General features: G+C 69.5%; 26 protein-coding genes. 13 read left to right on the top strand and 13 right to left on the bottom strand.

Translation table 11 applies throughout. From position 1 onward, the window contains the following. Positions 1-100: 100 nt before the first annotated feature. From ASG51_RS11085 to ASG51_RS11070, 4 genes are all read left to right on the top strand, one after another. Positions 101-508 (top strand): response regulator, encoded by a 408-nt coding sequence (locus tag ASG51_RS11085; RefSeq protein WP_056380776.1) that lies wholly within the window; start codon positions 101-103, stop codon positions 506-508. 173 nt (positions 509-681) lie between these two features. Then, on the top strand, positions 682-1,233 hold the full coding sequence (locus ASG51_RS25015) for a hypothetical protein (RefSeq protein WP_056380774.1): 552 nt from the start codon (positions 682-684) through the stop codon (positions 1,231-1,233). Positions 1,234-1,663: 430 nt separating this feature from the next. Continuing rightward, positions 1,664-2,068, top strand: coding sequence for a hypothetical protein (locus tag ASG51_RS11075; protein ID WP_056380772.1), 405 nt, complete (start codon positions 1,664-1,666; stop codon positions 2,066-2,068). A 57-nt stretch (positions 2,069-2,125) separates the two neighbouring features. Then, positions 2,126-3,718: an EAL domain-containing protein gene (locus ASG51_RS11070; RefSeq protein WP_056351199.1), complete on the top strand. Its 1,593-nt coding sequence runs from the start codon at positions 2,126-2,128 to the stop codon at positions 3,716-3,718. A gap of 22 nt (positions 3,719-3,740) precedes the next feature. Here ASG51_RS11070 and ASG51_RS11065 read toward each other — a convergent pair whose 3' ends face one another. Then, positions 3,741-4,826 (bottom strand): PAS domain-containing protein, encoded by a 1,086-nt coding sequence (locus ASG51_RS11065; protein WP_156389660.1) that lies wholly within the window; start codon positions 4,824-4,826, stop codon positions 3,741-3,743. 209 nt (positions 4,827-5,035) lie between these two features. On the opposite strand from ASG51_RS11065, the gene ASG51_RS11060 reads away from it, so the two are divergent. Next, positions 5,036-6,154 carry an HD-GYP domain-containing protein gene (locus ASG51_RS11060; RefSeq protein ID WP_056380770.1) on the top strand — a complete coding sequence of 373 codons (1,119 nt, stop codon included), beginning with the start codon at positions 5,036-5,038 and terminating at the stop codon, positions 6,152-6,154. A 100-nt stretch (positions 6,155-6,254) separates the two neighbouring features. Beyond that, positions 6,255-6,998, top strand: a complete 744-nt coding sequence (locus ASG51_RS11055; protein ID WP_056380768.1) for a Crp/Fnr family transcriptional regulator — start codon at positions 6,255-6,257, stop codon at positions 6,996-6,998. A gap of 94 nt (positions 6,999-7,092) precedes the next feature. On the opposite strand, the gene ASG51_RS11050 is transcribed toward ASG51_RS11055, so the two are convergent. The 5 genes from ASG51_RS11050 to ASG51_RS11020 form a co-directional block, all read right to left on the bottom strand. Then, a complete protein-coding gene (locus ASG51_RS11050; RefSeq protein WP_056380766.1) occupies positions 7,093-7,911 on the bottom strand; it encodes a universal stress protein in 819 nt (272 codons plus the stop codon). Between the two features lie 159 nt (positions 7,912-8,070). Next, entirely contained in the window at positions 8,071-8,403 is a 333-nt protein-coding gene (locus ASG51_RS11045) for a cytochrome c (protein WP_056380764.1), read from the bottom strand. Beyond that, on the bottom strand, positions 8,403-9,218 hold the full coding sequence (locus ASG51_RS11040; protein WP_056380762.1) for a universal stress protein: 816 nt from the start codon (positions 9,216-9,218) through the stop codon (positions 8,403-8,405). Before ASG51_RS11040 ends, ASG51_RS11045 begins: the two co-directional genes overlap by 1 nt. A gap of 923 nt (positions 9,219-10,141) precedes the next feature. Beyond that, on the bottom strand, positions 10,142-10,453 hold the full coding sequence (locus ASG51_RS11025; RefSeq protein ID WP_056222827.1) for a hypothetical protein: 312 nt from the start codon (positions 10,451-10,453) through the stop codon (positions 10,142-10,144). 203 nt (positions 10,454-10,656) lie between these two features. Beyond that, complete coding sequence (locus tag ASG51_RS11020; protein ID WP_056274821.1) at positions 10,657-11,991, bottom strand: MFS transporter; 1,335 nt, start codon at positions 11,989-11,991, stop codon at positions 10,657-10,659. A gap of 346 nt (positions 11,992-12,337) precedes the next feature. Between ASG51_RS11020 and cyoA the strand changes: the two genes are divergently transcribed. From cyoA to ASG51_RS10995, 5 genes are read left to right on the top strand one after another with little or no spacing between them, the layout of a single operon-like run. Next, the gene (gene cyoA / locus ASG51_RS11015; RefSeq protein ID WP_056380759.1) at positions 12,338-13,534 is read left to right on the top strand and encodes a ubiquinol oxidase subunit II; all 1,197 of its coding nucleotides are present in this window, start codon (positions 12,338-12,340) and stop codon (positions 13,532-13,534) included. 60 nt (positions 13,535-13,594) lie between these two features. After that, a complete protein-coding gene (cyoB, locus tag ASG51_RS11010) occupies positions 13,595-15,598 on the top strand; it encodes a cytochrome o ubiquinol oxidase subunit I (RefSeq protein ID WP_056222817.1) in 2,004 nt (667 codons plus the stop codon). Positions 15,599-15,626: 28 nt separating this feature from the next. Beyond that, positions 15,627-16,271: a cytochrome o ubiquinol oxidase subunit III gene (cyoC, locus tag ASG51_RS11005; RefSeq protein ID WP_156389669.1), complete on the top strand. Its 645-nt coding sequence runs from the start codon at positions 15,627-15,629 to the stop codon at positions 16,269-16,271. Then, the gene (gene cyoD / locus ASG51_RS11000) at positions 16,268-16,651 is read left to right on the top strand and encodes a cytochrome o ubiquinol oxidase subunit IV (protein ID WP_056222804.1); all 384 of its coding nucleotides are present in this window, start codon (positions 16,268-16,270) and stop codon (positions 16,649-16,651) included. Before cyoC ends, cyoD begins: the two co-directional genes overlap by 4 nt. Then, positions 16,651-17,406, top strand: coding sequence for an SURF1 family protein (locus ASG51_RS10995; RefSeq protein ID WP_056222799.1), 756 nt, complete (start codon positions 16,651-16,653; stop codon positions 17,404-17,406). The genes cyoD and ASG51_RS10995 overlap by 1 nt, the downstream gene beginning before the upstream one ends. A 2-nt stretch (positions 17,407-17,408) precedes the next feature. Here the strand turns inward: ASG51_RS10995 and ASG51_RS10990 are convergent, their stop codons facing one another. Together ASG51_RS10990 and ASG51_RS10985 are read right to left on the bottom strand one after the other, a co-directional pair. Beyond that, the gene (locus ASG51_RS10990) at positions 17,409-18,047 is read right to left on the bottom strand and encodes an alpha/beta hydrolase (RefSeq protein ID WP_056380757.1); all 639 of its coding nucleotides are present in this window, start codon (positions 18,045-18,047) and stop codon (positions 17,409-17,411) included. A gap of 73 nt (positions 18,048-18,120) precedes the next feature. Beyond that, positions 18,121-19,050 (bottom strand): ring-cleaving dioxygenase, encoded by a 930-nt coding sequence (locus ASG51_RS10985; RefSeq protein WP_056380755.1) that lies wholly within the window; start codon positions 19,048-19,050, stop codon positions 18,121-18,123. A gap of 124 nt (positions 19,051-19,174) precedes the next feature. Between ASG51_RS10985 and ASG51_RS10980 the strand changes: the two genes are divergently transcribed. Further along, positions 19,175-20,104, top strand: coding sequence for a LysR family transcriptional regulator (locus ASG51_RS10980; RefSeq protein WP_056380753.1), 930 nt, complete (start codon positions 19,175-19,177; stop codon positions 20,102-20,104). 9 nt (positions 20,105-20,113) lie between these two features. Here the strand turns inward: ASG51_RS10980 and ASG51_RS10975 are convergent, their stop codons facing one another. Next, on the bottom strand, positions 20,114-20,341 hold the full coding sequence (locus ASG51_RS10975; RefSeq protein WP_056274809.1) for a hypothetical protein: 228 nt from the start codon (positions 20,339-20,341) through the stop codon (positions 20,114-20,116). A gap of 183 nt (positions 20,342-20,524) precedes the next feature. Here ASG51_RS10975 and ASG51_RS10970 point away from each other — a divergent pair, with 183 nt between their 5' ends. Then, complete coding sequence (locus ASG51_RS10970) at positions 20,525-21,052, top strand: DUF4142 domain-containing protein (RefSeq protein WP_056380751.1); 528 nt, start codon at positions 20,525-20,527, stop codon at positions 21,050-21,052. 56 nt (positions 21,053-21,108) lie between these two features. Here the strand turns inward: ASG51_RS10970 and ASG51_RS10965 are convergent, their stop codons facing one another. From ASG51_RS10965 to ASG51_RS10950, 4 genes are all read right to left on the bottom strand, one after another. Next, positions 21,109-21,915 carry a transglutaminase family protein gene (locus ASG51_RS10965; RefSeq protein WP_056222782.1) on the bottom strand — a complete coding sequence of 269 codons (807 nt, stop codon included), beginning with the start codon at positions 21,913-21,915 and terminating at the stop codon, positions 21,109-21,111. A 73-nt stretch (positions 21,916-21,988) separates the two neighbouring features. After that, complete coding sequence (locus ASG51_RS10960) at positions 21,989-22,909, bottom strand: transglutaminase family protein (protein ID WP_056223026.1); 921 nt, start codon at positions 22,907-22,909, stop codon at positions 21,989-21,991. A gap of 135 nt (positions 22,910-23,044) precedes the next feature. Continuing rightward, a complete protein-coding gene (locus tag ASG51_RS10955; protein WP_056274808.1) occupies positions 23,045-23,566 on the bottom strand; it encodes a response regulator in 522 nt (173 codons plus the stop codon). Positions 23,567-23,766: 200 nt separating this feature from the next. Next, positions 23,767-24,960 (bottom strand): transglycosylase SLT domain-containing protein, encoded by a 1,194-nt coding sequence (locus ASG51_RS10950; protein WP_056274806.1) that lies wholly within the window; start codon positions 24,958-24,960, stop codon positions 23,767-23,769. Positions 24,961-25,128: the final 168 nt, after the last annotated feature.

Genomic DNA, 25,128 nt, shown 5'->3' with positions numbered 1-25,128 from the left:
GGGCGCGCTCGGGCGAGGCCCGGGCCGCCCCTTGCGGCAGATCAAGGCGCGCCCCCGACATGCGCCGTCAGATGCCCGTGAAACAAGAACGGGCGCGACCATGCCGAAGCACACGGGACCGGTGCTCGTCGTCGATGACGATGCGGCCGTCCGCCACTCCCTCCAGTTCATCCTGGAACTCGAAGGCTACGCCGTCCGCCTCTACGCGGATGGCGCCGACCTCCTCGGCGACGCCGCCCTGCCGTCCGCCGGGTGCCTGCTGGTCGATTACTGCATGCCCGGCATGGACGGCGTCCAACTTGTCGGGCGCCTGCGGGACCGCGCCGTCGATCTTCCGGCGATCCTGATCACCGGCTGCCCGACGGACGACCTGCAGCGCCGGGCCAAGGCCGCCGGCTTCCGCCGTGTGGTCGACAAGCCGTTCGAGGACGGCTCCCTCCTGGACGGGATCCACGAGGCCCTCGTGGCATCGTCCCGAGGCAGGGAGCGCGTCCGTAAAGCCCCTTGAGCGAAGACCCGGAATTTTGCCGTCCCTCCCGTGAGCCCAGTCAGGGAATCACGACCCGTTCTCCGGAGGTGTCCATGCAGACCGCTCTTGCCGCCATCGGCCTCACGCCCGTCTTCGTTCCGTAGGAAACCGATTCCATCGTTCCGGCAGCGACGCGCGATGGGGTGCAGGGCATGCGCCGTACCGTCGCCGCCGACGCGGAGATCTTCGCCGAAGGCGACCGGGCGACGACCTTCCACAAGGTCGTCTCTGGGGTGGTGCGAACCGACAAGCTCCTTTCGGACGGGCGCCGGCAGAATTTCGGCTGGGCGACGGATTACCTCCTCGCCCTCGCCGAGCGGGTCTGCGGCGGCCGCCTCGTCTCCGTGCTGGAGGGGGGATACGATTTCGGCGGCCTGTCGCGCGGGGTCCAAGTCCATGTGGCGGCCCTGCTGGAAGCGGGGAGCGTTCGAACCCGGGGCCTTACCGAGGACGCACCGGACGTTTCGGACCCGTACCGGATGGATGGGTCGGGGCCGTTTCAGGCCCCGGCTCCTCTCGCTTCCCCGGACCGTCGGGCCGGTCTGTACCGGGCCCCGGCGTCGTCGGGTCTCGAGCCCCCGCGGAGCGGACCGGTCATCACGGCGATTCCGGTCCTTGTACGCCGCCAGGCGCACCGGCCGGACCCGGGTCTGCTTCGCGGAACGCGCCCCCTGACCGAAAGGGCAGCGCCTCCGACAGCCTGAGCGCCTCATGAACGATTTCCCAGCATCTCGGCCGCCGCACGGGCACCGATCCAGGAATGCTCTGTTTTTCTTCGGAAACACGTCGGTCGGGAAGCCGGGTTTGGATAATCGCTTTCAGACTCTCTTAGGAGGCGCAAAAAGATAATCATCGAAAGTCAACGTAATCTTGGATCACATCGAGACGATGATTTTCGGAGCTGAGATCCAGTTGTCAGAGCCGAGGTCTCGCGATCTCAGTCTTTCCGGTATCGGAGATCTTGCCGCAAAAACCTGGTCTGCGCGGCATGCGGCTTTCGCGATCCCCGGCGATACGCTTCGGCGATGAGACGGAACCCGACCCGGAGCGACATTCGAAACCGCCCCGGCACCGCGAAGGCCCGGTCCGGCCGTGCCATTTCCCCGATCGTCCACCGCGCACAGCGAATTCGACATGGCCCAGATCCTCGCATTTCCGCCAACCACGACGTCGGACGGGCTCTCTCGTCTGAAGGCGCAGCTAGAGCACGACTTCGCGGCCGGAGTGGATCTCGGATCGCGGCGCGCCCAGATCGCGGCGCTCTCCGCTTCCCTCGACCACCTGCTCGGGGCGCTGGAGCGGACGACCGGCGAAGTCTTTCGCGACGGGCCCGAACCGGATCCCGATGCCCTCCGGACACGCAACGCCGTGGCGAACCTGATCGCCTGCGTGAAGGATCTGATCGCCACGATCGACGGGCTGTTCCTGCGCAACCGTGCCCTCGCCGAGACCCCACGCGCTCCGGTCGGTCACAACGACGACCCCGGCGCGGTCGCGCGTTCCGGCCGGTGCCGGGTCAGCCCGTCTCTCCCTGCCTGAAATGCGCGGCCTCCTGCGCGGGGCGCTTCGACACCCGGATCCTGCTTCGCGAGAGAGATGATGACGAAAACGTCGGTGCGCCATTCCTGGGGGCAGGGCGAGGTCTACGAGAGCCTTTGCCTTCTCTCCATCGGGACGAGTTTCTGGATGATCTGCGTGTCCCTCGGCCTGTTCGACACGCTGACCACCTTCGTCCTCGCGCACAACCTGCTCGAGTTCCTCATGCTGGCGACCTTCATGGGCGCCGCCCTCATGGGGGCCTTCGTGCGGAAATCGATCATCCTGCGACGGACGATGGCCGAGCGCGACGCCGCGGCCTCCCAGGCCGAACAGGTCGCCCGCCATGACGCCCTCACGGGGCTCGCCAATCGCAGGCTCTTCCTCGAAACCCTCGGATGCTGGCAGACGAAGCCCGAGCCGGGACCACCCTCGGCCGTGCTCCTGATCGACCTTGATCGCTTCAAGCCGGTGAACGACCTCTACGGACACGCGGCCGGCAACGCCGTCCTGTGCGCCGTCGCCGACCGGCTGCGCGCCGTCCTGCCGCGTCACGGCATGGCCGCCCGCATGGGCGGCGACGAATTTTCCATGCTGCTTCGGCTGGAGGGCGGCAGCGAGGGCCTGCTCCGCCTGGCCGAACGGGTGATCGCCAGCCTCTCGGCGCCGGTCCTGTGGAACGGCAACGAGCTGAAGGTCGGCGCCACGGTGGGCATCGCCTTCGTGACGGGCGAACTCGCCGATGCCGATGCCGTGCTGCACGCCGCCGACCTCGCCATGTACCAGGGCAAGAAGGACGGCCGCGGCGTCGTCCGGGTCTTCAAGAGCGCCATGGACGAGGAGTTGCGGGCCCGCGCGCAGCTCGAGACGGAATTGCGGGCCGCCATCGAGAACGGCGAGATCGAGCCCTTCTACCAGCCCGTCGTATCCTTGCCCGGCCGCAAGCTGATCGGCGTGGAGGTGCTGGCGCGCTGGCGGCACCCGATCCGGGGCCTGCTCGCGCCATCGGAGTTCATTTCGGTGGCCGAGGAAACCGGTTCGATCGCGGATCTCTGCTACAGCCTGATCCGCCGCGCCTGCCTCGACGCCCGGGAATGGCCGGCCGAGCTGACCCTGGCGGTGAACATCGCCCCGCAGCAATTCCTCGACGCCTGGATGGCCGAGCGCATCCTGGCGATCCTGACCGAGACCGGGTTTCCGCCGCACCGGCTGGAGGTCGAGATCACGGAATCGGCCCTGATCCAGGATCTGGACGGAACCCGCAGAACCCTGACCTCGCTGCAGAATCTCGGTGTCCGTGTCGCTCTCGACGATTTCGGGACCGGGTATTCGAGCCTGTATCACCTGCGGGAACTGAAGTTCGACAAGCTGAAGATCGACCGCAGCTACGTCGACAGCGTCACGATGAGCGCCGAGCGCGCCAAGCTCGTCGACGCCATCATCAAGCTCGGCGCCAGCCTCGGCCTCGTCACCACGGCGGAGGGGATCGAGACGGAGGACAGTTCCAGCTGGCTCTCGGACCAGGGCTGCGCTTTCGGACAGGGCTACCTGTTCGGCAAGCCGATGCCGAAGGACGAGATCGACCGCGTGATCGCCCATCCCGCCTGCGATCCAGCGGATTGCGCCACCCCGCGGTCGACGCAAGCCGCCTGACGTTCCGGGGGCGAGGCCGGCCTCAGGCCTCCCGGAGACCGGGCTTCGCGCCCGGCTCGAAGGTGAACGCGACCCCGGCCTGCTCCAGAACGCGCCGGACGGCCTGAAGCGTCTCCGATCGCGGCCGGACGCCGGAGGCCGCATCCTCCAGCCGCATGATCGTCGAGACGGAGACCTCCGAGCGGCGGGCCAATTCGTCCTTCGACATGCCGACCATGCCCCTTGCCCCGCGGATCTGGGCCGGGGTGATCACCGGACCCGCGCCCGGGCCGGCCTCGGCCGGCTTGTCCGGCATCCGCGGGGCGCCGAAGCGGTTCTGCCCCGGCACCGTGAGGCAGACGCCGACCCATTCGCGGATCGAGCCGTCCCGGTTCAGGACGGGAACGCCCCGCGAGTTGAACCAGCGGAAGACGCCGTCCGCGCAGAGCACGCGGAAGTCGGTGTTGTAGGGCGCCACGTGCGAGACGGCGGTGCGCCACGCGGCGGCCGTGCGCTCGCGGTCCTCCGGGTGAATGGCGTCGAGCCAGCCCTGACCCTGCATGGCCTCGTGGCTCTGGCCGGTCAGGGTCTGCCAGAGGGGCATTTCCAGCGCTTCCCCGTCGGGGCTGACGATCCACACCACCGCCGCCGTCGCGGTGATGAGGGCGTTGTAGCGGTCGAAGCGCTGCTCGACCGCCTTACGGGTGTCGTGGCGCGCCGTGACGTCGAAGACCACGCCCAGTCCCTGATGGGGCTCGCCCTGCGGCCCGAGGAGCACCTCGGCGCGGTGGTGGATCCAGCGCTGCGTCCGGTCCGGCCGGATGATGCGGAATTCGCGGCTGATCGGCTGCCCGCTGCGCAGGACCGCGATCTGGTCGCCGTGCACCGCCCGGTCCTCCGGGTGGATCATGTCGAGGGCGAAGCCGAAGGTGAACTCGGTGGAGGGATCGAGTCCGAGAATGCGATAGAGGCCGATCGAGGCGTCGAGCCTGTCCCTGCGCAGGTCCGCCGACCAGAAGCCGACCTCGCCCGCATCCTCGATCATCTTCAGGAAGTGGCGCGAAGACATGCCCCGAAAGCCGCCGTGTCCGGCGGCAGCGTTGCTGCGCATCAGGGATCGGGTCGGCATCGGTCTTTCCACGCGGCTCCGAACGAGCTCTCAAATGCGAGGATATCGAGCATGGTGCCGGGAAACCATTCGCCAGAAGTCCAATACCGGTCACGCGACCGCGAACGCATCCCGTCGATACCCCGGCGATTCCGGGCTGCCTTTCACGACTCTTTGAGAGCAGCCGTCTAAGGTTCGACCAGATCGAATTCGGGAACGACGAGGAATTCGTGAGATCCGTTGTCCTGCTCACCAACTCGCCGGCGCGAAGTCAGAGACTGAACGACCTCAGCTTCGGTCGTTGGCAGATCATCGTCGTCGATGTACTCGATCCGGACTTGGCACCGACGGCGATCGATCCCGCGTCCGTGGCGGCCGTGATCAGCGACGTGCCGCTCGCGAATTCCGTCGAGGTGGGCTCGGTCCGCCGGTACCTGACACGGTTCGGCGCCGGCGATCGCCCCTACCTCTGCATCCTGCACGAGGAATCGCCGCGCGCCCATGCCCAGGCCCACGCCCTCGGCGCGAGCCGAGTCATCTCGGCCCGCGATCCCTTCGAACGGATCGCCGCGCTCCTGGCGGAGATCGTCCCGTCCCCCAAGCCGGTCGCCGAGCCTGCCCCCGCGCCGGCGGTCGCGACGGCCGCGGCGGGGGCCGCGCAATCCCTGACGCGCCTATTCGATCTCGGCCGGGCGGGCCAGGCGCCGAACCCGGCGCTTCTCGCGGAGGGCGCTACCCTCGTCCTCGGCGCCCTCGACCAGGCCGACATCCGGGGCTGGCTCGACGTCGTCTGGCGCTTCGACGACGCCACCCACCAGCACTGCCTGCTCGTGGCCGGTCTGGCAGCCGGGTTCGGGCGCCATCTCGGCCTGAACATGGCCGATTGCCGGGCACTGACGGAAGCCGCCCTCCTGCACGACCTCGGCAAGGCGCAGATCCCGCACGCGATCCTGAACAAGCCGGGGCGCCTGGATCCTGCCGAGCAGGCCGTGATGCGGACCCACCCCGCCCTGGGACACGCGATGCTGCTGGAGCAGGGCGGTTTCCCCGAGATCATGCTCGCCGTGGTCCGCTCGCACCACGAGGCCCTCGACGGATCGGGCTATCCCGACGGGCTCGAAGGGCCGGACATCCCGGATCTCGTCCGGCTGGTGACCATCTGCGACATCTACGGCGCTCTGATCGAACGACGCCCCTACAAGGCGCCCCTCGACCCCGGCGAGGCCTACGGCATCCTCGCCGGCATGGTCGGCAAGGTCGACAGGGACCTCGTCAGAGCCTTCGGGGCCCTGGCGACGGCATCGGGTCCGGGGCATCCCGTGCCGGTCCGGCGCTCCGATGCGGCGTGATCGGCGTGACCATCGTGGGCCGCTTTTCCCCCGGCGCCGGGGATGCATGAGAGCGGGGCGACCGATCGCCCCGAAACCCCGAACCCTCAAAGGCTGCGGCGTGAACGGTCCCTTTCTGACGAAGCTCGAGCACAGCGGCCACACCGATGCGGCGGATCGCGCGGCCATCGCGTCGATCGTCGCGCATCATCGCGTTGTGTCCGCCCGCCAGGACCTCTCGGCCGAGCCGGGGCGCAGCACGGTGCTCGTCCTGCTCCAGGGCGTGATGTGCCGGTATCGGGTCATGGACGGCCGCTCGCGGCGGATCGCATCGTTCGTCCTGCCGGGGGATCTGTGCCGGCTCCCCGAGGCGCCGCCGAAGACCTCGGATTGGAACATCGGGGCCTTGAGCCGATGCGCGGTCGGGGAGATCCCGATCGAAGCCCTGACGGCCCTGGCCCGGGAACGGCCGAACATCAACCGCGTCCTCTGGTGGATGACGCTGAATGAGCTCGCGCGGGCCCGGGAATGGCTCGTCACGGGCACCATGCCGGCGCCGCAGCGAACCGCCCACCTGTTCTGCGAGCTCCACGCCTGCCTGCAGGCCGCGGGGCTGGCGGAGGGCGGCGCGTTCCGCCTGGAGATCGGACAGGCCGCCCTCGCGGATGCGGTCGGGCTGTCCACCGTCCACCTGAATCGCACCTTGCGGATCCTGCGCGAGGCGGGACTCGCGTGCCTGTCGCGCGGCCGGGTAGAAATCCCCGATCTCGCGCAACTGCGCGCGTTCGCCACCTTCGATGGCGGCTATCTCGGCCTGAACGGGCCGGTCGCCCGCACCGGGGGCGCGCTCCACCTCGGGACCTGAGGCCGGCGGGTCGGTTCCGCGTCCGGCATTCCCACGGAGGGCGAGACGGGTCCCGCCCGGGCTCGGTCGGGGCGGGTGGCGGCCCGTCCCGGGGTCAGTGGGAGAGCAGGCAGCAGACGGTGGCCCGCGCCAGCAGATCGCGGGTGACCCCGCCGAAGAACCACTCGCGCAGGCGGCTGTAGCCGTAGGCTCCAGTCACGATGAGATCCGCCCCGAAGGCGCCGGCGGCGCCCTCCAGGGTTTCGGCCACGGACCAACCCGCGGGCGCCATCGCCTCCGCGGTCGCCGGCACGTCGTGCAGGGCAAGGTAGCCGGCAACGTCCTCGATCTCGGAACGGTCGCGGGTCTCGGCCACCTGCACCACCTGGACGGCGTCCGCACGACGCAGGAGGGGCAGGGCGTCCGACAGGGCCCGGCGGGTCTGGAGCGTGTTCTTCCAGCCGACCACGATCCGGCGCGCGGCGAGGTGCTCGAGACCCGGCGGGACGGCGAGGACCGGGCGACCGAGGCCCATCAGCACGTCGCCGACCGGGACCGCCATGCCGGGCGACACGCCCGCCTCCTTGCCGTCGCGCCCGACCACGACGAGGTCGGCGGCGCGGGATTGCTGTTCCAGGAAGGGCACCGGGGCGGCGAGGTCGGAGCGCCAGGCGACCCGGTCGTTCAGGCAGGATGCCTGCCGGAAGACCCGCTCCGCGCCCGCGAGCCGATCGAGGGCGGCCTGGCGGATCTCCTCGATGGCCATGCCCGCCGGCACGATGCTCTCCCCGAACCCCTGCGGATATTCCGGCAGGCAGCCGGCCGCGCCGATCAGGCGGGCGCCGAAGCGTTGGGCGAGTTCCGCCGCCAGGCGGACCCGCGCCGCGGCGTGACGCCCGTCATCCACCGCAACCATGAGGCTTGCATAGGACATGGAATCCGCTCCTGGGCTCGACCGCGAGAGGCCGTCAGGGTGCGGCCCGCGGCGAGGCCCGGCCTTGATCTGTCTCAACCGCATGCCGGTCCCGGCCCGGGCTGTCGCCGGACGAGCCACGGACGGGACCGATCGCTCGCACGCGAGACCTTCTCGGCGTCAGCGCTCCAGGGACTTCAGGTAGGCGATCAGGGCCGCGGCCTCGTCCGGATCGAAGCGGAATTCCGGCATGCTCGGGTGACCCGTGCGGATTCCCTCGGCCAGGGCCTCGCCGAGATTCTCGACAGGGTAGCGGGCGTGGAGCTCGCGGAAGGGCGGTGCGATGCGCAGCGGGCTCGCTCCGGTTCGTTCGACCGCATGGCAGCGGGCGCAGTCGGTGCGTGCGATCGTGGCGCCCCGCTGTACCGCCCGGTCCCAGGCCAGCGCGGGGCCGCCGAGGGCGAGGGAGGCCAGCAGGAGGTGCCCGGCGGCGGAGGGGGCTGTCCGGCGCATCAGTGGCTCATCAGGCAGCAGAGGGTGGTCGCCTGCAGGACGTCGCGGGTGGCCCCGCCGAAGATCCACTCGCGCAACCGCGTATGCCCGTAGGCGCCCATCACGATGAGGTCGGCGTCGGCGCGCCGCGCGAACTGCAGGACCGCCTCCGCGGCCTCGGCGCCGGGGCTCGGGAGGAGATGGGTGGTCACCGCGGCTCCATGCCCGGACAGGTAGGCGGCTACGTCCTCCGCACCCTCCTCGTGGGCACCGGGCCCCGCCACCACGAGGTGGACGGCCTCGGCCCGGCTGAGGAACGGCAGGGCGTCCTGCACCGCCCGGCGGGATTCCCGCGTGTCCTTCCAGGCCACCACGATCCGTTTCGCCGTCAGGCGCTCGACGCCCGGCGGCGCCACGAGCACCGGGCGGCCGACCGCCATCAGGAGGGCGCCCGCGGCGATGCCCATGAGACCGGGATCGCCGTCGACGGGCCCGTGACGACCCACCACGACCATGTCGGCGGCGCGCGCCTGGGTCGTGAGATAGGCCGTGGGTTCGGCGAGCGCCGCCCGCCAGGCCGTGCGGATTCCGCGGCCAGCCTCGCGCAGGAACACTGCCCGGGCTTCCGCGAGCTGCTCCCGCGCACGCCGGTCCTCGATCTCGTAGATGCGTTCGGATTCGCGGACGTCGCTGACGGCGATGAGGGCGGGCACCTGCCGCGCGGCGACGCCGGTCAGGGTCGCGTCGAAGCGTTCGGCCAGGCTCGCGGAGAGCTGGACCCGATCCGCGGCGGCCGCGCCGAGGTCCAGCGACACCATGACGTTCGAAATCTTCATCTCTGCCTCCCGTGGTCCGGCCGTCCGGACCGGACGGGACATCGTGGGGCGCGCCCTCCGCCCGGTCCTTGATCCATCGCAAGGGGTGGGGTGTGGCGTGGTGGTGCCGGCCTGTTCGCGACCCCTAATCGCGCAGGCGTCTCGCCAAGGGGACCGGACCGGGACCGAACCCGTCGGCGGCCACCGACCGAACGACCCGGAGCAGGGCTGCGACGTCCATCGGACGGTCCGTCCCTGCGTCCGGCTGCGGCGCTGCCGGCTCGGCCGGCCCCTGGCCCCGCGGCCCGGCGTGCCCTTGGCCGTCGACGGTCGTCCGCCGCCGCCGGGACAGCCGCGCCCGCAACCAGCGCGGCAGGGGGCGTCCGGACCGGCCCCGCGATCCCCAGACTCGCTCGTCGTCGACAGCCATGCGGCGTCTCCCGTATCCTCTCGGTCGTCGGTGCCGCCCCGCGCCGTCCGCATCGGGACCGCGGCCCCCTTCGCCTTCACGTCGGACGGGCCAGCACGAGCCGGAGCGGCGTGGGGGTCACGACCAAGGAAAGGAGCGCGAGACCGAGCGCCTGGAGGCTGCCGATGCTCCGGTGGCGAAAGAGGTCCGCGACGATCGGAGCCGCCGACGGTCGCGCTCCGAGGATGTGCGGCACGCCCGTCGCTTGGACCGACCGGACGGAAGCGGATCGCAAGACGATCGTCACCGGAGCCTCCTGTTCCCGTTTGCGGTCGCGATGATGACCGCGGGGCCGGCGCGCACCTTGCGGTGGATCAATGTGACGCCACGGGGACTCCGGACCCTCCGCTTCCGGTCGCGGCGACGCGACGGGCCGCGGCACGGAAGCGAAGGCATGGCGGGCGTCCGCCCGGGGCGGGCCGACGCGACAGGACCTCCCCGGCCGTCCACGAAGGACGGCCGCGACGCCGCCGCCTCAGCGCAGGATGCGGGGTGCCGGCGTTCCGGCCGATGGGTCGGGCCCATCCGCATCGCACAGGCCGGCCCAGAGCTTCCACTCGGTCCAGGCCTGCTCCAGGGCCGCCACGGCCGCGTCCCGCGAGGACACGGTCGCGCCTCGCCGGAACGGAGACGCCCCGATGTCGAGGTGCAGGCCCCAGGTCCATTGCGCGGCGGGCGGGGGATCGTCGCGGATGCAATCCACCCGCCCGACGATCAGCGCCCCGCTCGTGATGACGTAGGTCTCGCGCGGGTGGTCCTCGAGGCGGGTGTAGATGAGCTGCGCCACGATGCGGTGTGCCTCCGTCCCCCTCGGGCGTCGTGCCGCCGACGGCCTCGCCCCGGCATCCTACCGCAGAGACCGCGCGCGCGAAGCGGCCGGTTTTCCATCCGAAACGGCCCTGCGGGGGCGGGTCGGCCGCGCGGACACGAAAAAAGCCCCGGCGGCGCAGCGGCCGTCCGGGGCTCGATCCTCGGCGGGCGGCGCGGCCTTCAGAGGCGAGCGGTCTCGCGGCGGTTGAAGGCGAGGGCGCAGAGCGTCGCGACCGCGCCGGAGAGCAGGTAGACGCCGACCCAGGACAGGCCGAAGCGGCTGGAGACGCTGAGCGCCACCAGGGGCGCGAAGCCCGCGCCGATCAGCCAGGCGAGGTCCGAGGTGAGGGCGGCGCCGGTGTAGCGGAAGCGGGTGCCGAGATTGGCGGTCACCGAGCCCGAGGTCTGGCCGTAGGAGAGGCCGAGCAGGCCGAATCCGATCAGCACATAGATGGTCTGGCCGAGCTCGCTGTCACCGAAGATGATGGGCGCGGCGATGCTGGCCAGGGCGAACAGACCGATCAGGCCGGCCGCCACCCCCACCAAGGTCCGCCGCCCGATGCGGTCGGCCAGGACGCCGGAGAGCACGATGGTGCCGGCGGCCAGGAAGGCGCCCGAGCACTGCACCAGCAGGAACTCGCCCGCCGAGCGGCCGGTGAAGAGGTGGATCCAGCTGATCGGGAACACCGTCACGAGATGGAACAGGGCGAAGCTCGCCAGCGGCACCACGGCGCCGATGAGCACGAACCGGCCGTGCGTGCGCAGGAGCTCCAGCACCGGGGTCGGCTCCAGCTCCTGCATCTGCAGCATCCGCGAGAATTCCTCGGTGGCCACGAGCCGCAGGCGGGCGAAGAGCGCCACGACGTTGATCGCGAAGGCCACGAAGAACGGGTAGCGCCAGCCCCAGTCGAGGAAGTCGGCGTTGGAGACGTTGCCGAGGAAGAACGCGAAGAGGGCGCTCGCCAGCATGAAGCCGACCGGCGCACCGAGCTGCGGGATCATCGCGTACCAGCCGCGCTGCTTCTCAGGGGCGTTCAGCGCCAGCAGGGAGGCAAGTCCGTCCCAGGCGCCGCCCAGGGCGAGGCCCTGGCCGAAGCGCAGGGCGGCCAGGATCCAGATCGAGAGGGCGCCGAGTTGGTGATAGTTCGGCAGGAAGCCGATCGCCATCGTCGAACCGCCGAGCAGGAACAGCGCGATCGTCAGCTTCGCCGCGCGCCCGTGACGCCGGTCGATCTCCATGAAGATCACCGAGCCGATCGGGCGGGCGATGAAGGCCAGGGCGAACAGCGCGAAGGCATAGAGCGTGCCGGTCAGCGGATCGGCGAAGGGAAAGAACACGCCGGGGAAGATCAGAACCGAGGCGATGCCGTAGACGAAGAAGTCGAAATACTCCGCGGCGCGCCCGATTACGACGCCGATGGCGATCTCGCCCGGCGCCACTTTGTGATCGCTCGACGCCTCGTGCGCGTCGCGCTCCAGCGATGAGGAGGAGGGCAATGCGGAGTCTGCGCTCATCAAGGAAACCGTGCTCGCTTCATGCGTTCGAGGCCGAATCAGGCGCGGGGCGGCGCGTGAGGCCCTGGGATAGGGGACACGTGTACGCCCTGCCATTTGTCTGCGTCAAAGCGCAGCGTGACGCGCCCCGGGACAAAGAGCGCGGTGTTTTGGCGCGATCCGTGAAATCGTGGCAGGGTCCATAGCGTGCTTTGTCCTGCATCGGCTATGCCCGCAGCGCTGATCAGACGCGCCGCATGCGACTTGTCAGATTGATGCAATGCAGCGAATTGAGACCCGACGATAACGCCTTCGGTCAATCGGGGCCGTTGGACGTCGCTCATCCGAGATGGTGCCAGACGAGTCCATGCCGGTCAAAACCCTTCGTACGCTCGCGCTCCTCCCGCTGTTCGGACTCCTGTCCGGCTGCAACATGGTCCTGATGCAGCCCTCCGGCGACATCGCAACGCGCCAGCGCGACCTGATCCTGGCCTCCACCGGCCTGATGCTGCTCATCATCATCCCGGTCATCGCCTTCACGCTGCTGTTCGCGTGGCGCTACCGGGTCTCGAACACCAAGGCCGAGTACGATCCCGACTGGCACCACTCGACGCAGCTCGAAGTGCTGATCTGGTCGGCGCCGCTGGTCATCGTCATCGCCCTCGGGGCCCTGACCTGGATCAGCACCCACACCCTCGATCCCTACCGCCCCTTGAGCCGCCTCGACGCAGACCGGCCGCTGCCGGCGGGGGTCAAGCCGCTGACGGTCGAGGTCGTCGCACTCGACTGGAAATGGTTGTTCTTCTACCCAGATCAGGGCATCGCCACCGTCAATGAACTGGCGGCTCCGGTCGATGTGCCGATCTCCTTCAAGATCACCTCCGCCACCGTCATGAACTCGTTCTTCATCCCCGCGCTCGCCGGGCAGATCTACGCCATGGCCGGCATGGAGACGAAGCTCCACGCGGTGATCAACAAGGCCGGCACCTACGAGGGCCTCTCGGCCAATTACAGCGGCTCCGGCTTCTCGCGGATGAGCTTCAAGTTCCACGGCCTCGACCAGGCCGGGTTCGACCAGTGGGTCGCCAAGGTGAGGGCCGAGGGCAAGCCCCTCGACCGCCAGGGCTACCTCGCCCTGGAGAAGCCGAGCGAGCGCGAGCCGGTGCGCTACTTCTCCACCGTGGAGAACGGCCTCTACGGCGCGGTGCTCAACATGTGCGCCGTGCCGGGCAAGATGTGCATGAACGAGATGATGCACATCGACGCCATGGGCGGGGCCGGCAAGGAGAGCCACGCCAACCGCGAGCGGCTGGAATACGACAACCGCTACGCCGAGCAGGGCATCGAGGCGCCGGGCGCCACGGTCGGCGGCTCCGGCCGCGAATCCCACAGCCGGGAGCAGCCCGAGGGCATGAAGCCCAAGAGCATCGCACCGGAGGTGAAGCCGGACTCGGCACCGGAGCATTCCGGGCACGACCACGGCGGTCACCATGGCGGCCCGGCCGGTGACGGCAAGGATTCCAAGGGCTCGGACTCCGTCGCGCCCGGTCAACTGAATCGATAAACGCGGACGCTTCGGTCGCCCGCACCCCCATTCGGCACACTCCTCTCACGAGTAGGTCCCATGTTCTCCAATCCGGATCTCCAGAAGCTCCTGTTCGGGCGGTTGACGCTCGACGCCGTGCCGCTTCATGAGCCGATCCTCCTCATCACCTTCGCGATGGTCGGCCTCGGCGGCGTCGCGGTGCTCGGTGCGCTTACCTATTTCCGCCTCTGGGGACCCCTCTGGCGCGACTGGTTCACCTCCGTCGATCACAAGAAGATCGGCATCATGTACATCGTGCTCGCGCTGGTCATGCTCCTGCGCGGCTTCGCCGACGCGCTGATGATGCGCGCCCAGCAGGCGATGGCCTTCGGGCCGAACGAGGGCTACCTGCCGCCGCACCACTACGACCAGATCTTCACCGCCCATGGCGTGATCATGATCTTCTTCGTGGCGATGCCGCTGGTCACGGGCCTGATGAACTTCGTCGTGCCGCTGCAGATCGGCGCCCGCGACGTGGCCTTCCCGTTCCTCAACAACTTCAGCTTCTGGATGACGGTGAGCGGCGCCGTGACCGTGATGGCCTCGCTGTTCGTCGGCGAGTTCGCCCGCACCGGCTGGCTGGCCTATCCGCCTCTCTCGGGGCCCGCCATGAGCCCGGGGGTCGGCGTCGACTACTACATCTGGGCGCTCCAGATCGCCGGCATCGGGACCCTGCTGTCGGGCATCAACCTCATCGCCACCATCGTGAAGATGCGGGCCCCCGGCATGACCATGATGAAGATGCCGGTCTTCACCTGGACCGCGCTCTGCACCAACATCCTCATCGTCGCCGCCTTTCCCATCCTCACGGCCGTTCTCGCGCTGCTGTCGCTCGACCGCTACGTCGGCACGCACTTCTTCTCGAATGACCTCGGCGGCAACCCGATGATGTACGTGAACCTGGTTTGGATCTGGGGTCACCCGGAGGTGTACATCCTCATCCTGCCGGCCTTCGGCGTGTTCTCGGAGATCGTCTCGACCTTCTCGAGCAAGCGCCTCTTCGGCTACGCCTCGATGGTCTACGCCACCGTCGTCATCACGATCCTGTCCTACCTCGTGTGGTTGCACCACTTCTTCACGATGGGCTCGGGCGCCAGCGTGAACTCGTTCTTCGGCATCACGACGATGATCATCTCGATCCCGACGGGTGCGAAGATCTTCAACTGGCTCTTCACCATGTACAAGGGCCGCATCCGGTTCGAGGTCCCGATGCTCTGGACCGTCGGCTTCATGGTGACCTTCGTCATCGGCGGCATGACCGGCGTCCTGCTCGCGGTGCCCCCGGCCGACTTCGTGCTGCACAACTCGCTGTTCCTGATCGCCCACTTCCACAACGTCATCATCGGCGGCGTGCTGTTCGGCATGCTGGCCGGCATCACCTACTGGTTCCCGAAGGCCTTCGGCTTCAAGCTCGACGACTTCTGGGGCAAGGTGTCGTTCTGGTTCTGGCTGACCGGGTTCTGGGTCGCCTTCATGCCGCTCTATGTCCTCGGTCTGATGGGCGTCACCCGCCGCGTCCAGCACTTCGACGACCCGTCCCTGCAGATCTGGTTCATCATTGCGGCCTTCGGCGCCGTGCTGATCCTCTGCGGCATCGCCTCCTTCGCGATCACCCTGGTCGTCAGCGTCCTGCGCCGCGAGCAGCTGCGCGACACGACCGGCGACCCGTGGGGCGGCCGGACCCTGGAATGGGCGACCTCCTCGCCGCCGCCGGACTACAACTTCGCCTTCACGCCCGTGATCCACGATCACGACGCGTGGTGGGACATGAAGAAGCGCGGTTACGCCCGGCCGCTTCAGGGGTTCAAGGCCATCCACATGCCGAAGAACACCGCGGCCGGCATCATCCTCGGCGTGCTGAGCATCGTCTTCTCCTTCGCGATGATCTGGTACATCTGGTGGCTTGCGGCCTTCAGCTTCGCCGCGATCGCGGTCGTCGCGATCGGCCACACCTTCAACTACAACCGCGACTTCTACATCCCGGCCGACGAGGTCGTCCGGACGGAAGGCCAGCGGACGTCCCTGCTGGCGGAGCGTGTCTGAGATCATGGCAACCCAGTCTTCCGCTGCCATGAACTTCGAGCCCGGCCGAAGCCCGTCGGTGACGATTCCCCAGGTCGATCCGACGGCCTTCTACGACGCCAAGGGCGAGCATCACCCGGAAGGGAGCACGATGCTCGGCTTCTGGCTCTACCTGATGAGCGACTGCCTCATCTTCGCGGCGCTGTTCGCCACCTATGCGGTGGTGGGCCGGAACTACGCCGCGGGGCCCTCGCCGAAGGATCTGTTCGACCTGCCGCTGGTGGCGTTGAACACCTCGATGCTGCTGTTCTCCTCCATCACCTACGGCTTCGCCATGCTGGAGATGGAGAAGGGCGACCTCAGCCGCGTGCAGATCTGGCTGGCGATCACCGGCCTGTTCGGCCTCGCCTTCGTGGGGCTGGAGCTCTACGAGTTCCACCACCTGATCCACGAGGGCGCGACGCCCCAGCGCAGCGCCTTCCTGTCGGCCTTCTTCACCCTGGTCGGCACCCACGGCCTGCACGTCAGCCTCGGCATCGTCTGGCTGGTGACGCTGATGGCGCAGGTGCACAAGCGCGGGCTGGTGCCCGAGAACAAGCGTCGGCTGCTCTGCCTCAGCATGTTCTGGCACTTCCTCGACGTGATCTGGATCGGCGTCTTCACCTTCGTGTACCTGATGGGAGTCCTGCAATGAGCGCCGCGTCGAAGGCAGGACACGACGATCACGGGCACGGACACGGGCATGCCGACGGCGGCAGCCACGGGACCTTCAAGGACTACATGACCGGCTTCGTGCTGTCGGTCATCCTGACGGCGATCCCGTTCATCCTGGTGATGGGCAACGTACTCGGCAACGACCGCATCACCGGCATCGTCATCATGGGCTTCGCGGTGGCGCAGATCGTGGTGCACATGATCTACTTCCTCCACATGAACACGAAGTCCGAGGGCGGCTGGACCATCCTGGCTCTGATCTTCACCCTGACGCTGGTGATCATCACGCTCGCGGGCTCCTTGTGGGTGATGTACCACCTCAACACGAACATGATGCCGCAGCACATGCACATGGGCTGATGGCCAGCCCACGACCGGGGGCGCGGCGCTCCATCTTCGCGCTCGCGGCCCTCGCCGTCACGGGGCTGATCCTCGTGGCGGCCCTCGCGGCTCTGGGGACCTGGCAGGTCCAGCGCCGGACCTGGAAGCACGATCTGATCGCCCGGGTCGAGGCCCGGGTCCATGCCGATCCGGTCGCGGCGCCGGGCCCCGGAACCTGGGACGGGCTGAAGGCGGATGCCGACGCCTATCGCCGGGTGCGGACGAGTGGGCACTTTCGCAACGACCGCGAGACTCTCGTTCAGGCCGTCACCGATCTCGGCGCCGGTTTCTGGGTGCTGACTCCCTTGGAGCGCAGCGACGGTACCGCGATCCTGGTCAATCGCGGCTTCGTCCCCGCGGACCGCCAAGACCCGGCCGCGCGGGCGGCCGGACAGATCGCTGGCGAGACCACCGTCACCGGGCTCCTGCGCCTGAGTGAACCGGGCGGGGCCTTCCTCCGCAGCAATGCCCCCGAGGCCGGGCGCTGGTACTCGCGCGACGTCGCCGCCATCGCGGCGGCGCGGGGGCTCGCCGACGCCGCCCCGTACTTCATCGATGCCGACGCCACCCCGAATCCCGGCGGCTGGCCGGTGGGCGGGCTGACGATCGTGCGGTTTCCGGACAACCACCTCGTCTACGCGATCACCTGGTACGTCCTCGCCCTGATGGTCCTGGGCGCGGTCGGCTACACCCTCCTCGATGCCCGCCGCGGCGCAGGGCGGGCATCGGCCTGAGGTCAGGCCGCGGCGAGGCGCTGCAGCCAGGGGCCCGCTCGCACGACGTCGGCCTGCGAAAGGCCGTGCCCGACGGGCAGGGTCTCGTGCGTGACGGTGGCGCCGGCAGCCCGCAGGCGTTCGGCGAGCGACCCCACATTGGCCGCGGGCACGATCGGGTCGGCGGCGCCCGAGAGCATCAGCACCGGTCGGCTGGCGAGATCCACCGGTAGCGTCTCCCGCAGGGGCACCATCGGGCGCAGGAGCACCGCGCCGGCCAGCACCTCCGGGTGCAGGAGCAGCAGGGCCGCGGCGATGTTCGCCCCGTTCGAGAACCCGACCGCCACCGGCGCGGCGAGGCCGTAGGCCGTCCGCGCCGCGGCGACGAAGCCGGCGAGGTCGGCGGCGCGCCGGCGGAGATCGGCCTCGTCGAACACGCCCTCCGCGAGTCGGCGGAAGAAGCGCGGCATGCCGTTCTCCAGCACCGCGCCGCGGGGGGAGAGCAGGGCGGCGCCGGGCAGCAGGGTCCGCCCGAGGGGAAGGAGGTCGGTCTCGTCGCCGCCCGTCCCGTGCAGGAGGAGGAGCGGCGGCAGCCCGGCCTCGGTGGCGGGCTCGAAGCGATGGGTGAAGCGCTGGGCTCCGCCCCAGGATGGTTCGGTCATGGCAATCTCGCGACGATCGGTTGGAGCGCGCCCGCTCCGGACGGAGCGAGCGCTTGTCTTCGGCCGGTTTCGTTCAGGCCACTTCGGGCAGGTGCCCCTCGATCTGGGCCCGGTGGGGTTCGAGGAAGGCCGGCAGCTTGAGGTCGCGGCCCAGGGTCTCCACCGGCTCGTCGACGGCGAAGCCTGGGACGTCGGTGGCGATCTCGAACAGCACCCCGCCCGGCTCGCGGAAGTAGACCGAGCGGAAGTACTGCCGGTCGCGCTGCTCGGTGACCCCGAGCCCGTAGGTGCGGGTCAGCGTCTCCACCATCCGCGCCTGCTCCGCGTCGTCCGCCGCCCGGAAGGCGATGTGGTGCACGGAGCCCGCGCCCTGGCGGCCGCGGAGGAACTCGCCCACCGCCCGCAGGGTGACGAAGCCGCCCTCCGGGGCGCCGCTGGCGTAGCGGGTCGCCGCCCCCTCGCGTCCGGCCTCGTGGAAGCCGAACACCTCGGTCAGGATCGCCGCCGTGCCCTCCGCCTCCTTGAGAAGCAGGGTGACGCCGTGGAACCCGCGGATGGCGTGCTCCGCCGGAACCTCGGCGCCCGTCCAGGGCGCGTCGGTCTCCGCCGCCTCGGTGCCGACCAGGGCCAGCATCAGGCCGTCGGGATCGCGGAAGCGCAGGGTCGGCTCGCCCAGCACCGAGGCCAGGGCCTCGTGGGTGACGCCCTTCTCGATGAAGCGGTGGGTCCACCAGCCGATCGAGGCGCGCGCGACCCGGAAGGCGGTCTCCTGGGTCTCGCCGATCCCGACCCGGCCGGGGGCCGCATGCGCGATCGGGAAGAAGGTCAGGATCGTGCCGGGGCGGCCGGTCTCATCGCCGTAATAGAGGTGGTAGGTGCCCGGATCGTCGAAGTTGACGGTCTTCTTGACCAGTCGGAGGCCGAGCACCCGGGTGTAGAAGTCGACGTTGCGGGGCGCGGCGCCGGAAAACGCGGTGACGTGGTGGATGCCGTTCTGGGACATGGGACGATCTCCTGGGGGCCGCACCGCGCCGGGACCGGCCGTGCTGTGATGACCGGAAGATGCGCCTTGCCACCGCGTTCGAAAATGGAAACGATGGAAACGCATCCTTTCTGAAAGACCATCGATGAAGCTTCCCGATTTCGAAGCCTGGGCCATCTTCGCCAAGGTGGTCGAGACCGGATCCTTCGGCCGTACGGCCGCTGAGCTGGGCATCACCACGGGTACGGTTTCCAAGGCGGTGACCCGTCTGGAAGTGCGGATCGGGGCGCGCCTGTTCCACCGCACCTCGCGCAAGCTCGCTCTCACGGAGGCCGGCGCCTCGGCCCGGGAGGCCGCCGCGCGCATCCTCGCCGAGGGCGAGGCGGCCGAGGCCCGGGCGCAGGACGCGGCGGCGCAGCCGCGCGGGAAGGTCCGGCTCGCCGCGCCGATGTCGTTCGGGGTGCTGCACGTGGCGCCGCTCCTGCCGGATTTCCTTGCGGCACATCCGGGCCTGAGCATCGACCTGCATCTGGGCGACGATCTGATCGACCTCGTCGGCGGCGGCTTCGACTGCGGCCTGCGCATCGCCGCCCTGACGGATTCCTCGCTCCGGGCCCGGCGGCTCTGCGCGATTCACCGCTCGCTCGTCGCCACGCCGGCATACCTCGCCCGGCACGGATGGCCGGCCCATCCGCACGATCTCGCGGGCCATGCCTGCCTCGGCTACGCCTACCTGCCGAGCCCGGATCGCTGGCGCTTCCTGGGGACCGGCGGCGCGGAGGCCACGGTGGTGCCGGATGGCCCCCTGCGGGCGAACAATGCCGATGCCCTCGCGCCCGCCCTGCGTGCCGGCCTGGGCCTCGCGGTCCAGCCGGACTTCATGGTGTGGGAGGACCTGCGCGACGGGCGCCTGGTCCGGGCCCTGCCGGGATGGACGCCGCCGCGGATCGACCTCCACCTCGTCACCCCGCCGGGCGATCCGCGCCCGGCCCGGGTCAGCGCCCTGATCGCCTATCTGGCCCACGCCCTCTCGGCCGCGCCCTGGGCGGCCGGGACCGGCACCGACCCGGCGTGAGCCGCCGGCTCAGGCCTCGGCGATCTCCAGGGTCAGGCCGCGTCCGCGCAGCACCTTGTCGAGGCGCTGGCGCATTTCGGGGCAGAGGTGGTCCACGCGCAGGTGCAGGGTGTCGCCCTGCGGCGTCCCGGTGACCCACAGGCGGTAGCGCAGGCCTTCGTCCCGGAGCTGCTCCAGCAGGCGCTCAGAGGCGATTCGGTTGGCCTCGTTGTTCATCGCGATGAGGCGTGCATCCATCTCGGTCTCTCCTGCTTGCAGAAGGGCAACGCGCGACGCGGCCTTTTTCGTCCCTGCGACCTGACTTCGTGGTGAAGCGGAGCGTGTTCGGGCGCCCGAAAGGGGACGGCTGATCTCCCGCTCAACCGGAACACGGGGCCGATGCCGAGGTTCACGGGCATGAGATCGCTGGAGGAGGGTGTGATGACACGCAGGGCCATGATCGCCGTGGCGGTGCTGCTCGCGGGACCGGCCGCGGCGCAATCGGTGAGCGAGAAGACGGGGGTGAATGCGCTGATCGGGGTGAGCCCCTCCACCGCCGATTTCGTGACCCAGGCCGGGGTCAGCGACCTCTTCGAGATCCAGACCAGCCGGCTCGTGGCCGAGCGCAGCGACGCACCGACCAAGGCCTACGCCCAGAAGATGATCGCCGATCACGAGAAGACCACGGGCGAGCTGAAGGCCATGCTCCAGGGTGGGAAGGTCCAGGCCACCCTCCCGACGGCCCTCGACAGCACGCATCAGGGCAAGCTCGACACCCTGAAGGGCCTGCAGGGTGAGGCCTTCACGAAGCAGTATCACAGCGATCAGGTGAAGGCGCACAAGGATGCCGTCGACCTGTTCCAGCGCTACGCGAAGGGCGGCGACAACCCGGACCTGAAGGCCTGGGCGGCCAAGACCGAGCCGGCCCTCGCGCATCACCTCAAGATGGCGCAGGATCTCGATAGGTAAGTCCCGTCCCCCCCGGGGAGCGGTACGGCGGAGACCCGTCCCGACCCGCCGCCGGATCAGAAGACCTCGTCCGTGTGGACGTCGAAGCGGGCGAGGTGCGCGTAACCGAAGTTCGTGGTGATCGCCACGTCGGTCGCGTCGCGCCCGCGGGCCATGACGATGCGGCCGATGCGCGGCGTGTTGTGGCGCGCGTCGAAGGTGTACCAGGTCCCGTCGAGATAGACTTCGAACCAGGCCGAGAAATCCATCGGGTCGGGCACCGGCGGGATGCCGATATCGCCGAGGTAGCCGGTGCAGTAACGCGCCGGAATGTTCATGCAGCGGCAGAACGCGACGGCGAGATGCGCGAAATCGCGGCAGACGCCCTGGCGCTGCATGAAGCCGTCCCAGGCCGTCCGGGTGGCATCGGCGCACATGTAGTCGAAGCGGATGCGATCGTGCACGTAGTCGCAGATCGCCTGTACCCGGCCCCAGCCGAGGGGCGTGCCGCCGAACAGCGACCAGGCCGTCTCGGACAGCTTGTCGGTGTCGCAGTAGCGGCTGCCCAGGAGATAGACGAGCACGTCGTTGGGCAGGTTCTGCACCTCGATCTGCTGGGCGTTGGGCGCATAGGCGTCGGGCAGGCCGGAATCCTGGACCACGAAATCGGCCGAGATCGTCAGGCGGCCGGGGGGCGTGACGATGCGAGTGCAGATGTTGTCGAAGACGTCGCGATAGTCCTGGGACGGGATCGGCGGATCGAACTGGATGACGTGGGGGGTCAGGACGTCCGGCATCCGTGAGGGGTGCACGCTCAACGCGAGGATCATCGGCGTTGGCTGAACCGATTCGAAGGCGATGTCGAACCCAGTCCTGATCTTCATATCCACCACCTGATCCTGTCGAGAAACACACGCTCTTCACTTGCGACCGGGCGGCGGTTACCGCGCCGGTGCGTCAACGCGCCAGATCCGGATCCGTCGCCCGAGGCCCCCCGGCCCCCGGCTCGACTTCCTGGACATCGACGCTCACCGTCATGCCCAGATCGTCCGCCGGAAACCCGAAGAACGACCCGTGCAGCGGGACTGCCTGGCGCGGGTCTCGCGCCACCGCGACCCGGATCAGATCCCGGTTTCCGACGATGCCGTTCGTCGGATCGAACTCGATCCAGCCCGCGCCGGGCAGGTAGACCTGCACCCAAGCATGAGTCGAGCCACCGCCCACGTGCCGGTCGCGATCCCCGCGTGGGTTGTAGAGGTAGCCCGAGACGAAGCGGGCCGCCATGCCGAGGGCCCGCACGGCCTCGATCATCAACACCGCGAAATCGCGGCAGCTTCCGCGCTTCAGGCGCAGCGTCGTCACCGGATCCTGCACGCCCTTCTCGGAGCGGGCCAGATACGCGAAGTTGCGCCGGACGCTGCGGGTCATCTCGGCCAGAAGGTCCTGGGTCCCGATCCGTCCGGCGGGGGGCACGAAGCTGCGGGCCCAGGCGTCGACCTCGTTGCGCGGATCGGCGTATTGCCGCTCCATCGAGCGGCTGAGATCCGGGATGTCGTCGGCTCCGTAGCCGAACGGGTAGAACGCCGCATGGGCGGCGATGGGGAAGACCGGCGCCGATTCCGGCGTGTGGTCGAGGGTGATCGCGCATTCGAAGGTGAGCTGCGCGGCCCGCCCCGTGAAGGTGGCCACGGCCACGCAGTTGCCGAAGACGTCGTGGAGCCAGCGCAGGCCGCTCGGCTCCGGCGTGATCTTCAGGGTCGCCGAGATCAGGCGCTGGTCGTAGCTGTCGCGAGGCCGGAACAGGATGCGGTGTTCACCGAAGGCCACCGGCTGCCGGTAACGGTAGGTGGTGCGGTGGCGGACGGACAGGATGGGCAAGGCGAGGGGCTCCACCGCGCCGGATCGGCGTGGTCTGGTCGGCGCGGACGCTGGGTTCGGCGATGCAAGTCGTGCGCCGGAGCGACCCGTCGCGGGAGCGACGGAAACGCCTCTCGGCGGGGCGAACCGACCGGGTCAGGGCACGATGGGCTGGGGCACGGTGGTGGCGATCTCCGCCTCGCTCAGGAGATCGAACGGGCGCCACGGCTTCGGAATGAACACCGCCTGCTCCGGAAGGGTTCCGGGTCGTTCGGCCCGCCGGCCCGAGGTGACCACCATGCGGGCCGCCGGCCACAGCAGGGCGACCGCGGAGGCGAGCTGGACCCCGTCCATCGCGCCGGCCAGGCTGACATCGGCGAAGACCAGGGCGACGTCGCCGCCGCGCTCGCGCATGATGGTGAGCGCGGCCTCCGCGCTGTCGCAGCCGATGGCGGTCAGGTCGGTGTCGCTCAGGAGCGCCTCGGCCAGCGCCCGCGTGGCGGCGTCGTCCTCGACCACGAGGGCGAGCTTGGATGGGCGGGGCTTGGCCGGATTGGGCTTTGCCACCGGTTCCGGTTCGACCTTGCGCACGAGGATCGCGAGGTGTTCCGGCACGCCCTCGGCGATCAGGTCGTCGTAGAAGGCGGCGAGGGCCTGGCCGATCCGGTCGAGCGACATCCCGGGGCTCAGCGTGTCCGCGAGCGATGTCCGGCTGACGGCGGACGGGTCGTCCGCGTTCGTACCTTTCGGGTCCGGCAAGCAGGGCCTCCGCGGTGTGTGTCTCGAGGCGAGCCGGAAGGGCTCGCCGACATTAAAGCCGGGAGATCACGGTCAGTTGCGGGAAATCATCCCGGACGCTGTCCGCCTTGTGCGTTTCGTCAGTCCGCCGTCGCGTCGGCATAGGCCAGGATGCCGGCCATGGAGCGCACGTCGCGGTAGCGTTCGCCGCGGGTGCTCATCATCGCCTCGAACTTCTCGTGCACCTGCGCCACCGACAGGCTGACGGCCTTCCGGCGCCCGCGCTGGGCGGCGAAGAAGATCGTCTTGTTGGCCCGGGCCGGGCCGGGCAGCATCTGCGCGGCGGCGGCCTTCGGCGTGTCGACCACGGTGGCGAGGAAGTCCTCGGCGTCGTCCGGGCCGAGGAAGTGGGCGAGGTAGACCTCGCCCAGGGTGAGTTCGCGGCCGATGCGGAGCGCGATGCGGGCGGCGTCGCGCTTCAGCATCTCGCCGGCCATCAGCGCGGACAGGTAGGGGTCGCGGCGCATCTCGAGAATGCGGGTCCGGTCGGCCGGATCGAGGACGGTGGGGCGTCCGTTGTCGCCCGCGACCACGAGGGCGGCATCCGTGGCGAGGCCGTATTTCGGCCCGAAGTCGCGCACCACGCCGAGCCAGGTCCGCTCGATGAACTGGAACAGGCCGGTCGCGGAGGACGTCTGGGCCTGGACCTCGGTCTTGAAGCTTGATTCCTTGTCGGCCACAGCCATCAGCAGGACGGGGTCGGTTTCCACCGCCTGCGCGGCGCGGACGATCTTCTGCACGAGGTGGCGCCGGATCTTCATCGGCCCGAATTCGAGGACCTCGTTCGGGTCGCCGACCGAGCTCTCGGTCAGGAGGTAGTCGTAGGAGACGCGGTCCACCGCATTGGAGCCGAGCTCGGTGTCGAGGTCATGGACCGGGGCAAAGGCGGAAGCGGCGGTGATCACCGCGCGGGGCGCGCTCGCCTGGGCGGAGGTCTGCAGGATGACCGGGACCGGCTGGATGCGCGGACGCGGCATGGTGATCTCGGTCATCGCCTGAGCCGACTGCACCACGCCGGTGTCCGGCCCGACGCCGTAGACCAGGACTCCGCCGAGGCCACCCGCCAACAGCACCATGGAGAGCACGGAGCGGGTCAGGGCGGGGCGGCTGCCGTGATCGCGGCCGATGCGGCCGCCGAGGGTGAGGGCATCCGATGACGACGGAGCGGCGCCGAGGCCGGAGCGCGGTGCGAGCGAGCCTTTGACGGGCGCCCCCTTGGCGATGGGGCCCTTGGCGAAGACGGTCCGTGACGATCCGACGTTTCGACCCTGCATCTGCGCGACCCAACCCCGTTCCCAAGCGACGGATTGAGATTAGCTTGACAGATGTGGCGACAACACGGCCCAGTTTGGGGCAATCCCGTGGCAAGATTGGCACGGTGTCCAGAGCGTTTTCGCACATCGCAGCCGGATGGGGCGGGACGCGAAACGCCGAACGCGGCC

The organism is Methylobacterium sp. Leaf465, from assembly GCF_001424705.1.
GTDB lineage: Bacteria > Pseudomonadota > Alphaproteobacteria > Rhizobiales > Beijerinckiaceae > Methylobacterium.
Note: the sequence above shows the minus strand (reverse complement) of the source record. Positions and strands in the feature narration are given on the sequence as shown.